The organism is Limnofasciculus baicalensis BBK-W-15, from assembly GCF_024178385.1.
In the GTDB taxonomy this organism is placed as follows: domain Bacteria; phylum Cyanobacteriota; class Cyanobacteriia; order Cyanobacteriales; family Coleofasciculaceae; genus Limnofasciculus; species Limnofasciculus baicalensis.
In genome coordinates this window covers 1-13,407 of the sequence record NZ_JAMZMM010000164.1, presented here as the reverse complement: position 1 = coordinate 13,407, position 13,407 = coordinate 1, and the positions used below count along the sequence as shown (strand labels likewise).

Below are 13,407 nucleotides of genomic sequence, written 5' to 3'. Positions count from 1 at the left end.
GCTATAACCGACAGAGAATAAATTCTCTGTCTCATAGCTTAAGTCAGTTAAAACTGACTGAAATTACCAAACTGAAATTACCAAATTTAGTCGGTTTCAATGAAACAGCCCTGCCCATCTAGGAGAGGGTAGTATGAAATCTTGCCCCCCCTTCCCTACCAGGGAAGGGGGCTGGGGGGTTAGGTTTTTCAACTTATTGAAACTGGTGCAAGATCTCTGTTTGAACTGATAAGCTGTAGTAGCTTACTTTTTATTGGGAATCACACTAGGAGAAGCAGCGGAAGCGACTCCATCCAGATAAGGTTGTAACTTCTTGCGAGTTTCACCTTCTGCACTGATAATGCCATCAGCAGCTAAAGAATTAGCTGTTTGAAACTCTTTAACTGCTTTATCAGTTGCTGGCCCAAATTGTTGATCCGCTGTATCAAGTTTTATCCCAGCTTTCCTTAGTGCTAGCTGTAATTGTCCTATATCTTTACCTACTTGTATGGGTGAGGTTAGGCACAAGGTTCTCGGATAGCCTACACCGCCGAAACCTTCAGCAGGTGAATTGTTAATGCACTGGAATGTTTTGGAATTTGCTAAATCCCCCATACCACCATCTACAAGGAGTTGTTGTCCACCTGGATTGGCGGCATTCCACAAGGCTTGGAATGCTTTAATTGTGTCATCTTTGATGAATTCAATACCTTTAGTCCAGTCAAAGTGCATACTATCTTTCATCCCATAAGTCCATTGCCATCCATTTTTAATCAGTAAATCTTTGATTTGAGGCCATTCTTCAATGTCTATCGATACACCATTTTGATGATCTGATTTTCCAGGTTGAGCTACCATCCCACCAGCTAAATTTTTGTTGTTCCAGAATACTGTTTGAACAATGACAGAGCGATAGGCATTATTGATAGTTATTGCTTTGCCATAACTTTTCAAAAAGTTGGCTAAAGCATCTCGCACTGCTGCTTGGCAGAAAGGTAAAAGTCCGTCTCCTTTATTGATATTTAAGTCATCAATGCTGACTAGTAAACCAGGACTCATTTGATTAAATTGCCAAACCACTTGCCTGTCCAAACCGCGAACTGGCATACTTCTGAATTCTTTGATGTCTTTGACTAAAACCATGATTTCCTATTGGTGAATGCTAAAAGAATGAACTTTTATTAGTCAAAAGTCAAAAACAAAACATAAATCTTATTTTGACTTTTGACTTTTGACTTTTGACTTAGAATCAAAAGTAAATAAATATATAGGGTGGGCAATGTCCACAATCTTCTGTGGGATTAGATTATATGACTTGTCGGAACATTGCCCACCCTACGTTTAATGACTTTTGACTTTTTACTTAGGCAATATCTGTACCTTTAGCAAAAGCTACCAGTTGGTCGAATGTACCTTTAAATCTGTTTTTATCGACTTTGCCAGTAACTCCATCGACAGTACCAGATTCGGTATATTGCCAAATGGTATAACCATTTCCTCCCCAATTTTTGGCAGGAACAGTTGGCTGAGGGCTGTCGGTATAGTGTGCCAACCATAAGGGGTAATTAACTAATGCTTGGGAATCCCCCATGTAATCTTTCCAGAAGGAAGGACTAGTGTAGATAATTGGACGGCGTTTTGTTTCTTTCTCCATTAATATTAGCCATTGTTTGACAGCATCAATCCGCTGGCTTAGATTCAGTTGTTTCCATTGATCTCCGACACTTGGAGGCCATGCTTCGACATCTACTACAGGGGGTAAATCGGTGACTTGGAGACTATTTTTAACAACGGTGAGAAAGTTGTTTACTTGCATTGCCGGGGGTCTTAAAGGTCGAAAGAAGTGATATGCACCACCAATTAAACCTACTTGTCTGATTCCTTGCCAATTTGTCGTAAATTTTGGATCTACCCAGTCGCCTCCTTCACTGGCTTTGAGAATAGCAAAGGTAACTCCTGATTTCTTGACGTTAGACCAATTTACAGGGGGATTGTTGCTGGAAATATCGATACCTATTGGGGGTTGAGTTGGCTTGGGAGTTGGTGTTGGTGTTGGCTTGGGAGTTGGTTGAGGTGTGGGTGTTGTTGAGAACAATGCAGCCACAGTTTGAGAACCAGCGACACCATCATCTTTCAGTCTGCGACTTTTTTGAAAGGCTTTAACTGCGGTTTCTGTTTTCCCGCCGAAGCTACCATCTGGAGTGCCAACATCAAATCCTAATTTTTTTAATTGCTGCTGAAGCGCGAGTACATCTGCTCCTGATGAACCTAGTTTTAAAGTTTTGGTTATTACGGTATTTGGAGTCGGAGTTGGTGTTGGCTTAGGGGTTGGTGTTGGAGTTGGAGTTGGCTTGGGAGTTGGTGTTGGTGTTGGTGTTGGCTTGGGAGTTGGTGTTGGTGTTGGAGTTGGTGTTGGCTTGGGAGTTGGATTAGCTGCAAATAATGCGGCTATAGTTTGAGAACCTGCGACACCATCATCTTTCAGTCCGCGACTTTTTTGAAATGCTTTAACTGCGATTTCAGTTTTCCCTCCGAAGTTACCATCTGGAGTACCAATATCAAATCCTAATTTTTCTAATTGCTGCTGTAATTTTACTACATCTGCTCCCGATGAACCTAGTTTTAAAGTCTGTCCTATTGTAATATTGGAGACAGGAATTGGGAAGAGATCTAGAAAAGGCTGCAAAGCCTTCCGTGTTTGACCTTCTGCACTGATAATGCCATCTGGTGTTAAAGAGTTTGCGGCTTGAAATTCTTTGACAGCTTGGTCAGTTGTTAGCCCAAATTGTTGATCTGCTGCATCGAGTTTCATGCCAGCTTTTCTTAGTGCTAGCTGTAACTGTCCCACATCTTTACCCATCTGTACTGGTGTCGTCAGCATTAAGGTTCTGGGATAGGGCAAATCAGGAAAACCTTCAGCGGGGGAATAGTTAATGAATCGGAAAGTTGTGGAACTATCAAGATCCCCCATACTGCCATCTACACTCAGTTTTTCTCCGTTTGGATTGGCGAGATTCCACAAAGCTTGAAATGCTTTAATTGTGTCATCTTTGATAAATTCAATGCCTTGAGTCCAGTCAAAGTGCATCGGATCTTGTCTACCATAAGTCCATCGCCATCCGTATTTGATCAGTGAATCTCTCACTTGTGGCCATTCATCAATGTCTATTGATGCACCGTTTTGATGATCGGATCTTCCAGGGGGACCGACAAGAGTACTAACGGAATTTCTGTTGTTCCAGAATACTGTTTGAGCAACTACTGAGCGGTAAGCATTATTGACAGTTAAAGGCTTGCCATAATCTTTTAAAAATCTCGCTAAGGCATTTTTTACTGCTATTTGGCAAAAAGGTAAAAGTCCGTCTCCTTTGTTAATATTTAAGTCTTCAATGCTTACCAGCAAACCTGGATTCATTTGATTGAATTGCCAAATGATCTGCCTGTCCAAACCTCGAACTGGCATACTGCTGAATTGTTTGACATCTCTAACTAAAACCATAATTTCCTCTTGATGAACGATAGAAAATTGATTATTTCTTGATTTGTTTCGCTCCGTCTGTGCCAGTGAGTTGTGCTACTGTGCTATCGATGAGCCAGTCTAATCAACCTTTAAATTTGTTTCTGGGTAACCAGATAACCATAATAACTTAAGCAGAGATCCTCCTAAATCTCCCTGAAAAGGGGGACTGTGACTCTTCGACTGTTCACCCCTTTTTTAGGTTGGCTCGGGGGTAAGGCGCTAGGAGCAGGCTTGGCGAAGGAGGTTTTCGGCTTTCAACGGTAAGTCCAAACCCTATTAAAGATGTATTTTATCTAGCCATGAAGCACGATAAACATTAATTTTTTCGGTAATTTTCCGAAAGCGGAGTTGAGGTGAAGGTAGCGTTGTTGGGTAATAAGCGTCAACCCAACCTAGTTATAGAGATTTTCAGTTACATGAGGCATAGCCTGGAAACCGGGTTTCTCTGTAACTCAATCATCCGAAAAGGGCTGTATCTTTATCAGTGGCGAAGATATCACCTAAAAAGTTACAACACTGCGGATAGATTCTCCCTGTTTCATTAAATCAAAGGCATGATTAATTTTCTCTAAGGGCATGACATGGGTAATTAAATCGTCAATATTGATTTTACCCTCCATGTACCAGTCAACAATTTTAGGTACATCTGTTCGTCCTCTCGCACCACCGAATGCGCTTCCTTTCCAAACTCTTCCCGTCACTAATTGAAAGGGACGAGTGCGGATTTCTTCTCCAGCTCCAGCTACACCAATAATAACACTTACTCCCCAACCTTTGTGGCAGCATTCTAATGCTTGACGCATGATCTCAACATTGCCAATGCACTCAAAGCTGTAATCGGCTCCACCTTTAGTTAAGTCTACCAAATAGGGCACTAAATCGCCTTCAATTTCATTGGGATTGACAAAATCTGTCATGCCAAATTTTTCTGCTAGTTCCTTCCTGGCAGGATTAATATCAATTCCGACAATTTGGCTAGCACCCACCATTCTAGCACCTTGAATAACGTTTAAACCAATTCCCCCCAGTCCAAACACTACTACTCTCGCACCGGGTTCAACTTTAGCCGTATTAATGACTGCACCAATACCTGTAGTTACTCCACAACCTATATAACAAACTTTATCAAAAGGTGCATCTTCCCGAATTTTAGCAACAGCAATTTCTGGTAATACGGTATAGTTGGCAAAGGTTGATGTGCCCATATAGTGATGAATCTTTTCTCCGCCAATGGAAAACCGACTAGTGCTGTCAGGCATTAAACCTTGTCCTTGTGTTACCCGAATTGCCTGACAGAGATTGGTTTTGAAATTTAAGCAATATGGACAATTACGGCATTCAGGAATGTAAAGAGGAATTACACTATCTCCTGGTTTGACACTGGTGACACCTGCTCCTACTTCTACCACTATACCTGCACCCTCGTGTCCTAAAATTGCGGGAAATAATCCTTCGGGATCTTTACCAGAGAGGGTATATGCGTCAGTGTGACAGATTCCAGTTGCTTTTATTTCTACCATCACTTCACCCGCTTTTGGTCCTTCGAGGCGAACAGTTTCAATGGTTAATGGTTTTCCTGGTGCGTGGGCTACTGCTGCTTTGATTTCCATTTATTTCTTCCTGTTAAATAATATTAACTGGATTAATTATACTTTCCTAGGACTTACTTGGCTCTACTACTAATAGAATGAATGGTGCGTTAGCTTCGCATAACGCCCCCTACTTATAAAGACTTTCTACGGTTATTATTGTAGTGTGCAAAATGTAAGATTAACTAATACTCCCACGTTTACGGGCTTCCTTATAAGATGTTCCGACATTTCTCAATCCTGTACGAATCATTTGTTGTTCTAAAAGGGCAAAAAAGCTAGCGCGGTCCCCTCCTCTTACTACTGCTTTATTGTGTGCTTCCGCTAAGGCTATTGGATATCCATATCCTTTATAAACTTGGGCCAACATTAAACTTAGCGCCTGATTTAATAAGGTAGAATTTTCCGCCACCCATTCAGGAATTTCAATACGGGCAATTTCTGTCCCCACATTAACGTAGCAGAAATAAATTTTGCGATCGCCATATAAATCCAAAATTCGCTGGGAGCTGCGAAACAAAGTCCCCCGTTGTCCAGGTTGCAAATAATTGCCCCAAAATGATGTATCTCGCAAGGGTTCCACTACCTGACAAGGTAACTTATCTGTAAGGCTACCACAATGAGTCATGCAGTTAGGATTGGGGTGGGGACAAGCTTCTAATCTTAAAAAATTTATGGCTTCACTACTTCGCGCTGCACTCAGATATCCCATCAAAGGTACGTTAACGGAGCGCAACCGATCCCAGGCTGCTAAAATTGGTGGTAAAATGCGATCGCGTGCTTCTGTTGGTATAGATTCCAAAAACCAATAAATTAGGGAGCCATCTACCATCGCCAAATTAGGAATATCAAAATGTGGCCCAGGAGGATTCACCCAACGAGAAGCCATTTCTGCTAATACAGATATCTCTGAAACTGTGCGTCGATACCCCATCCATTCTTCTGTACGAATCCCCCATTTTCTGGAAACATATAAGTCTTCTGGCTTGTAAAATACTTCTGGTGAACTATCTAATAAAGGATATAAACTTTGCCCGTAATGTAACATCACCCTGCCAACATTAATCAGATAACAGTAGGCAATTTCGTGATGAGATGGTGAAATTTGGGAACCATCTGTCGCAAAAACTGTATGACTGTAAGGCGCGGGATCTAAGTCAATACAAGTATCCAGAGGTTCGATGGGAATAGCCGCACTGAAGATAATGCGATCCCGCCATTTTTGTTGAGATTGTACCAGTTTTTCCTGCTTTATTTTAGCCTGAGATAGCAGCGTGCGAGCTAGCTCTAAGCGTTTGTTACCAGCCGCTGCTTCCCCTTTCAGGTGTTGACTAATATTAGGGATTTCCCCTGCAAGTTTAGTGAGATCTAACATATTGGGGAGTAGGGAGTGGGTTTTTTGGAGTGGGGAGTAGAGAATGTAGGGGCGAGTCGTTACGATAATCTCTCGCACTCACAAATAACATGAAGCGACTCGCCCTTTTTATCAAAAGTAGTAATTAGCAATTAGCAATTAGCAATTAGCAATTAGCCATTAGCCATTACTAAGATTTTAATCTCTCTTTCACATCTGCGGCAAAATCTTCATAGCGACGTAAAGGAGTAACTTCCACCTGTACATGCTGCCCCATTTCCTGCATAATTGGCAAATCCAACAGAATTTGGTCAAGAGTATCAGGAGTATCAACATTAACAATAGCAATTACCCGACGAGTACCAACACATTTCCATAAATCAACTACAACACCTACTGCTTTAGCATCAAGTGCTGCATCGGCTTCCTTTGCCCAGATTTTAAACAAGTCTTTCTGGCTCATATTCGCCGAATACTCTACATGAAAATCCAGATGATACAGCATAATTTTTTATTCTCCACATTTGGTTGATTGCGGGTTTCTGTGGTTAAATCTATCCGCCAAGCTTGCTAATGCCAAACCTCAAAATCTTGGACAAACTGAGTAAGTGACAAGAGGCTAATTCCAGAGTCACGACTTACAGAATCCCGTTGGGCTTTTGTATTATATCCCCAATCTGCCAAGAATAATCTTACATTATTTAGATCTGGCTGCTCTGCTACAGATTCCAAGGTTTTCAGTCGATCTTCCACAAACCATAGTGTACCTGGATACTGTCCTAGTAATTGCCGCAATGTTTCGTGTTTGGGACGTTTAATCTCTTTGCCAATAATCCTCTCTTCAGAGAGTTGGATACCTTGTTGTTGTAATAATTGCTTAACAAATCGTCCTTCTTTGGTTGTGACAATAAATAATTCTGTGCTATTATCTGATCTAAGAAGTTGATCCAGCCGTTCAATGATACCAGGATAGAACCGATGTAGCGCTAACCATCCCTCTAAATCTGTGGCAATCCACTCATCTCTTGTACTGTCTACCTCCTTGCCAATTGTGGCTGGCTCTAATTTATCTAATTTTATGATATCTTGCGCCACCACTGACCAATCTGCTACTATTGTATTTTCAGGAACTCCCTGAATTAAGGCACGAATTAGGATTGGCATTTCCCAACCAATTTCAATTACAGGTCGAAGGCGGTAAAATGAGGCATCTAAATTATCTGGAATAGTTTGGTTATCTGGTTGCCAAATTTGACAGTAGGTGCGCCAGGAAGTTTGAAAGTATTCTAGGAGTCCGTCACAGAGAACTCCGTCAAAGTCTAGGGCGAGAATAGCAGGGGTTTCAGTTGCCATGGGTTTAGGGATTTAATCTGGTATTATATTATCCTATATGTTGGCGAGCTAGAAAATGGCAACAGGCAACCTAAAAAGGTTGAGTCAGGCATCTGAAAAGTAAACTAAACAGTCTCAAATCCAAAATACAAAATAGAATGACTATCTCTAAACGTTTTAATTGGGATACGATTGCCTCCGAAATTACTGAAATATAAATTATTTTCGATCCCAACCTGCTTGCTAAGTTATTTGTTAAATTTTACGCCATCAACCTTTGAGATATGTTATTTAATTCATCTGAATTTATTTTCCTATTTCTCCCCATCACTCTATTAGTTTTTTTTGGAATTGGCAAATATTATGACAAGTTCGCCATTGCATGGCTAGTAGCCACATCCTTATTTTTTTATAGTTGGTGGAATCCAGCATATCTGATCTTGTTAATCTCATCGCTACTGTTTAACTATTTTATCGGGTATGCGTTGAGCCAGCAATTTGAAAGCTCTTTGCGCAAAAAAATTATTCTATTTTTGGGAATTATTGTAAACCTTAGCCTCATTACTTATTTTAAGTATGCTAACTTTTTCCTTTCTACGGCAAATGATATAACGGGGACGGAATTTAATCTAACTCAAGTTATTTTGCCTTTAGGTATTTCCTTCTTTACATTTGAGCAAATTACTTTTATTGTAGACGTTTATCGGGGAATAACAAAAGAATCAAGTCTCTTAAATTATGCTTTATTTGTTACTTTTTTCCCACGATTAATCGCTGGACCAATCATTCTACATCGAGAAACAATACCCCAGTTTGCCAATCCATCTATTTATCGGTTTAATTCAGAAGATATGGAAGTGGGGATCACCATCTTTATGATAGGTATGGCGAAAAAAGTTCTGATTGCTGATAACATTGCGATCTACGCTACCCCTGTATTCAATGCTGCTGCTCAGGGTGTACCCATCACATTTTATGATGCTTGGAGTGGGGCACTTGCTTACACATTTCAGTTATACTTTGATTTTTCAGGATACTCTGAAATGGCACTCGGCGCAGCTCGAATGTTTGGGATTAAGCTACCACTCAATTTTAATTCACCTTACCAAGCTGTAAATATCAGTGACTTTTGGCGTCGCTGGCACATTACTCTATCTAACTTTTCGCGTGATTATCTTTACATTCCTCTAGGTGGAAATCGTCAGGGCAAAATTAGACACAATATAAATTTAATGATTACTATGCTACTGGGAGGTTTATGGCATGGAGCCGGTTGGACATTTGTGTTTTGGGGTGGATTACATGGAGCTTATCTTGTTATTAACCATCAATGGCGTTCCTTCCGAAAATCATTAGGACACGATCTCAAAAAGACTCACTGGTGGAGTGTAGGATTAGCTTGTTTTGTAACGTTTATAGCTGTGGTTGTTGGCTGGGTTTTCTTTAGAGCTGAAAACCTGAATTCTGCTGTAGCAATATTAAAGACGATGATAGGAGCAAATGGTTTATCGATGTCAGCTTCAGTTGTACCAGAAAGAAAAAAGCTTTTGGTTGTTTTGTTACTGTTTGTTTGGTTTGTTCCCAACACTCAGCAGTGGTTAAGTAAATATAGTCCAGCTCTGAATCTACCTAGGGCAGAAACCTCTCCAAGTTGGGGCAATCGCCTGTGGCAAAAAATTCAATGGCAACCAACGAAACTGATTGGTGTTTTATTTGGAATATTAGCATTTATTTTAATAAAAATTGTCTTAGAAGCGCCTAAAACTGAATTTTTGTACTTTAACTTCTGATTATATGGCATCCCGAAAGTATTTACCCTCAATCTTAACTGGATTAATACTCAGCAGTCTCATTTTTCTCTTAACCGTATTCTACCAAATAGGTAGTCCAACTGAAAGTTCTCGCTGGACTTACGAAATCTCGGTAATTAAATCCCAAATTGCGAGTTCAATTAAAACTCCTAAGCTAGTTGTAGTTGCTGGTTCAAATGCTTTATTTGGTATTAGCTGTCAGATGATCCACCAAGAAACTGGGTTCCCTTGTGTCAATGCAGCAACTTATGCTGGACTAGGTATTGATTACATTCTCCAGCGTGCTCGTTCCTTGGTTAAGCCTGGAGATTTAGTCCTGCTGCCGCTAGAATACGAAAGTTATATTGAAGATGGCAAGCTAAATTCATCCTTAATTGACTATGTGTTTGCTCGCGATACGAACTATTTAAGATCTGTGGGTTTCATTAAGCAGATTCGTTTCCTAAGTGGCATCTCTTTGTCTCGCCTACAAACCGGAATATTAGGAAAATTTAGAACACCTGAGCGATGGCAGGATTATTATAAGTCAGAAAATCTTAATCAGTATGGAGATGAAACAGGTAATCGCGAATCAGGTATGAGCAGAAAAGAATATAAAGCACTGGATAGTTTGAAACCGAGACAGGACTTTCAAGGCTATATTAGTTCAACTCATGGAATGAAAATAATACAAAATTTTGTGGATTGGAGCAACACCAATCAAATTAAGATCCTAGCCACCTGGCCTAATATGCTTTGGTTTGATGTCTATCAAAAAGATACCTACCAAACATTTTTTAAAAGCTTAGAAGATTTTTACGATCAGATCAAAGTGCCTATTGTTGGAAAACCCAGAGACTTTCTCTACGACAAATCTTTATTTTATGATAGGATTTATCACCTAAATGATCAGGGTGTACACCACCGAACTAGACAACTTATCGATTTACTTAAACCAATCCTGGAAAGAGAAATGGATCGAGTAAAAATACAGTCAACTAGATGAGAGTTTCTATCTGTTAACTTATATAGCAGATTGCAGGTTTATGAAGTACACCTCAGAAACCTGCAATCTGCACCGAACATACCTGAAAATTACTGCCACTGTACCTCATAACAACGGGAACCGCTATATTAAGTCATTAATCAATATTTTTGCACCAACTCACCAAATTCTTGCCCCAGAATCTGTAAAAATAGACAATCCTTTGGGAAGATATGGCAATTGTCAGCGATCGCAAAATTGTATAAACTAGTTCAATCCCCTATAGAAACGCCGGAAGGAACAAGACTAGCGTTGAATTGTGAGTGCTGAAATCAACTTTAATACTATATACGCAAGTGGAAATATGTATACGCGCCAGCTAATTTCAGCCTTTATGGGTGTAAGTTTTGTCTCATTGCTACCGAGCGATATAGCTGTTTGGCAAAAAACATTGGCTCAAACTCCCCCAATTATCGTGGATCAAGTTGAACCCTCTCAAGAAGCATCCCCGACAAAAGTAGCATCACCAGAAGTATCTCCTACAAAAGGACCATCACCAGAAGCATCCCCGACAAGAGTACCATCTCTAAAAGTATCCCCGACAATAGCACCATCTCCAGATATTTCCTCGCCAAATGCTTCACCAGAAGCAACATCTACTCCAATTGATAATCAGCAACCAACAGAATCATCGCCAACACCACAGCCTACTGTAACCCCTTCCCCCGCTATTACGTCACCAACACCCAACCTACAGACAACTCCATTCCCCGCTATTACGTCACCAACACCCAACCTACAGACAACTCCGTTCCCCGCTATTACATCACCACAACCCCGACGACAAATAACGCCTTTGCCCGCTATTACATCACCACCACCCCGGCGACAAATAACGCCGTTGCCCAGTCTGACATCACCACCACCCCGGCGACAAATAACGCCGTTGCCCAGTCTGACATCACCACCACCCCGACGACAGACAACACCTTTGCCCAGTCTGACATCACCAAAACCCCGACGACAGACAACACCTTTGCCCGCTATTACATCACCACCACCCCGACGACAAATAACGCCTTTGCCCGCTATTACATCACCAAAACCCCGACGACAAATAACGCCTTCCCCCACTCTTACCTCACCACAAATTTCTCCTGAGATTCGGAGTCAACCTATTCCATTACCTCAAGTTTCACCCCAAACTTCACCTACTACGATTCCCCCAGAATTTCCAGCAGAAATACCTCAACCTATTCCTTCTTTAGATCCTGGATCGCAACCTACACAAACTCCAGTAAAAAATCAGCCACCTAAAAACTCAAATTCAATCCCAGTGGGGTGGATAACTGCTATCGTAGCTCTGTTGCTAGTAGGTGGGGGTTCTCTATGGTTTCTGCGTCAGCGAAATTCTCAATCCAGGATTACAGATTCTCCCGTAACACCAAATCGGGATGATAATATCACCCCAGTATCAGATATTCTTAACCGAGAGATAAATAGAGAAGAAGTAGAGGAAAAAACTGAAATTAAAGATGCTGATTGGCAATTTTAGACCATCCTTATCTTCAGATTTTGCCCAAATTATCCTGGAAGAATAACTATTTAACAAAAAATCTAGGTAAACCTAGGAAAACTCAAGGGTATAAGTTTCTACAGAGTTTTGTCTGGTTTGCTTAATCTATCTCTCCACTGCAATACACAGAATTTGCTAGTCTAAGTCTCGGTAAATCTATGTATTTTGGCAACTGCTATCAACCCTTGTCCCCCCCAGCCCCCAACTAAGTAATAAATTGTCAAATTTCAGCAGCAACATCAGAAGTATCCTTAATGTTGGAAGGGTGAAAGCCACTAACAATTACAGGACTGGCGCATTGTAACAGAAGACTGTCACTTTAGGGGCTATAGAGTTTTACTCTTTGTGTCCCCTACTCTCCTGAGAGTGGCACAGTCTACCATTAACAACTAACTCTTGTGTGAAAAATGATTGAAAAAATTTTGCTAGCCGTTGCAGGCAGAGGGCTTTGTGAAGAGATGTTCAACATGTTGATGGAAATCCCCATCGTGCAAAAGGCATCCGTCACTGTGCTACATGTTGTCCCTCCCCAAGTTACCGCTGAAGGTATGTCCGCCAAGTTGGAAGAGGGAGGTAAGATTCTTGCTGAAGCCGTCAAGTCTCTCAAAGTGGACCCCGGTAAAATCACCCCCAGACTGAAACAGGGAGAGCCTAAAGATGTGGTTCTTCAAGTTGGAGAAGAAGAACAAGCTGATTTGATTATTATGGGGTCACGAGGACTCAAGCGGATCGAATCTATCCTGGAAAACTCTGTCAGCCAATATGTTTTCCAAGTTTCCTCCCGCCCCATGTTACTGGTAAAAGACGAGATCTATGTCCGCCGCATTGCCCGCGTCATGGTGCCTATGGATAAATCAATATCTGCAAAACAAAGCTTGACTTTAGCGCTATCATTCCTACGGGACATCAAGAATGGTCAACTCTATTTGGTTCGTGTCAACGCCGACAAACAAACAGAATCTGGTCAAATCATCACCAATCCCGAACAAGATCCAGTTTTAGCACCAGCCATAGCCGAAGCGAAAAAGCAAGGCGTTTCTTATCGCTGTATTAACGCTACAGGTAAACCCGGTCCTGAGATTTGCCGACTGGTAGAGGAGTCGAACATTGACTTATTAATTCTAGGTTCTCCGGATCGTCGTCCCTCCATGGCTAAGAATCTACCAGATTTGGATCGTTTACTAGGATCTTCCTTGTCAGACTATGTTCGCGTCTATGCCAACTGTCCAGTATTGTTAACACGGACTTCCGATTAGTCTTTAGTCTGAAAAGGGGCTAGGGG

11 protein-coding genes are annotated in these 13,407 nt (G+C 41.2%); 5 read left to right on the top strand and 6 right to left on the bottom strand.

The genetic code is table 11. The annotated features are described in order from the left end of the window. Positions 1-243: 243 nt before the first annotated feature. The 6 genes from NJ959_RS16435 to NJ959_RS16405 all read right to left on the bottom strand — a co-directional run bounded on the left by NJ959_RS16435 (position 244) and on the right by NJ959_RS16405 (position 7,795). Positions 244-1,122 carry a peptidoglycan-binding protein gene (locus tag NJ959_RS16435; protein WP_254012818.1) on the bottom strand — a complete coding sequence of 293 codons (879 nt, stop codon included), beginning with the start codon at positions 1,120-1,122 and terminating at the stop codon, positions 244-246. A gap of 220 nt (positions 1,123-1,342) precedes the next feature. Beyond that, positions 1,343-3,478, bottom strand: coding sequence for a peptidoglycan-binding protein (locus tag NJ959_RS30360; protein ID WP_305069157.1), 2,136 nt, complete (start codon positions 3,476-3,478; stop codon positions 1,343-1,345). Between the two features lie 521 nt (positions 3,479-3,999). Next, entirely contained in the window at positions 4,000-5,109 is a 1,110-nt protein-coding gene (locus NJ959_RS16420; protein ID WP_254012817.1) for an S-(hydroxymethyl)glutathione dehydrogenase/class III alcohol dehydrogenase, read from the bottom strand. 160 nt (positions 5,110-5,269) lie between these two features. Further along, a complete protein-coding gene (locus NJ959_RS16415) occupies positions 5,270-6,463 on the bottom strand; it encodes a DNA double-strand break repair nuclease NurA (protein ID WP_254012819.1) in 1,194 nt (397 codons plus the stop codon). Between the two features lie 169 nt (positions 6,464-6,632). Beyond that, the gene (locus NJ959_RS16410; protein WP_254012816.1) at positions 6,633-6,947 is read right to left on the bottom strand and encodes a muconolactone Delta-isomerase; all 315 of its coding nucleotides are present in this window, start codon (positions 6,945-6,947) and stop codon (positions 6,633-6,635) included. 65 nt (positions 6,948-7,012) lie between these two features. After that, on the bottom strand, positions 7,013-7,795 hold the full coding sequence (locus tag NJ959_RS16405; RefSeq protein ID WP_254012815.1) for an HAD family hydrolase: 783 nt from the start codon (positions 7,793-7,795) through the stop codon (positions 7,013-7,015). A 263-nt stretch (positions 7,796-8,058) separates the two neighbouring features. Between NJ959_RS16405 and NJ959_RS16400 the strand changes: the two genes are divergently transcribed. The 5 genes from NJ959_RS16400 (at position 8,059) to NJ959_RS16380 (ending at position 13,381) form a co-directional block, all read left to right on the top strand. Next, positions 8,059-9,564 (top strand): MBOAT family O-acyltransferase, encoded by a 1,506-nt coding sequence (locus tag NJ959_RS16400; RefSeq protein ID WP_254012814.1) that lies wholly within the window; start codon positions 8,059-8,061, stop codon positions 9,562-9,564. Positions 9,565-9,787: 223 nt separating this feature from the next. Then, entirely contained in the window at positions 9,788-10,570 is a 783-nt protein-coding gene (locus NJ959_RS16395) for a hypothetical protein (RefSeq protein WP_254012813.1), read from the top strand. Between the two features lie 40 nt (positions 10,571-10,610). Further along, a complete protein-coding gene (locus NJ959_RS16390) occupies positions 10,611-10,820 on the top strand; it encodes a hypothetical protein (protein ID WP_254012812.1) in 210 nt (69 codons plus the stop codon). 93 nt (positions 10,821-10,913) lie between these two features. After that, the gene (locus tag NJ959_RS16385) at positions 10,914-12,104 is read left to right on the top strand and encodes a hypothetical protein (RefSeq protein WP_254012811.1); all 1,191 of its coding nucleotides are present in this window, start codon (positions 10,914-10,916) and stop codon (positions 12,102-12,104) included. Positions 12,105-12,532: 428 nt separating this feature from the next. After that, positions 12,533-13,381, top strand: coding sequence for a universal stress protein (locus NJ959_RS16380; protein WP_254012810.1), 849 nt, complete (start codon positions 12,533-12,535; stop codon positions 13,379-13,381). The last annotated feature ends 26 nt before the right edge of the window (positions 13,382-13,407 follow it).

Excerpts from the sequence above, each read along its gene's own strand:
- NJ959_RS16435 (WP_254012818.1), bottom strand. The coding sequence starts at position 1,122 with ATGGTTTTAGTCAAAGACATCAAAGAATTCAGAAGTATGCCAGTTCGC.
- NJ959_RS30360 (WP_305069157.1), bottom strand. The coding sequence starts at position 3,478 with ATGGTTTTAGTTAGAGATGTCAAACAATTCAGCAGTATGCCAGTTCGA.
- NJ959_RS16420 (WP_254012817.1), bottom strand. The coding sequence starts at position 5,109 with ATGGAAATCAAAGCAGCAGTAGCCCACGCACCAGGAAAACCATTAACC.
- NJ959_RS16415 (WP_254012819.1), bottom strand. The coding sequence starts at position 6,463 with ATGTTAGATCTCACTAAACTTGCAGGGGAAATCCCTAATATTAGTCAA.
- NJ959_RS16410 (WP_254012816.1), bottom strand. The coding sequence starts at position 6,947 with ATGCTGTATCATCTGGATTTTCATGTAGAGTATTCGGCGAATATGAGC.
- NJ959_RS16405 (WP_254012815.1), bottom strand. The coding sequence starts at position 7,795 with ATGGCAACTGAAACCCCTGCTATTCTCGCCCTAGACTTTGACGGAGTT.
- NJ959_RS16400 (WP_254012814.1), top strand. The coding sequence starts at position 8,059 with ATGTTATTTAATTCATCTGAATTTATTTTCCTATTTCTCCCCATCACT.
- NJ959_RS16395 (WP_254012813.1), top strand. The coding sequence starts at position 9,788 with ATGATCCACCAAGAAACTGGGTTCCCTTGTGTCAATGCAGCAACTTAT.
- NJ959_RS16390 (WP_254012812.1), top strand. The coding sequence starts at position 10,611 with ATGAAGTACACCTCAGAAACCTGCAATCTGCACCGAACATACCTGAAA.
- NJ959_RS16385 (WP_254012811.1), top strand. The coding sequence starts at position 10,914 with ATGTATACGCGCCAGCTAATTTCAGCCTTTATGGGTGTAAGTTTTGTC.
- NJ959_RS16380 (WP_254012810.1), top strand. The coding sequence starts at position 12,533 with ATGATTGAAAAAATTTTGCTAGCCGTTGCAGGCAGAGGGCTTTGTGAA.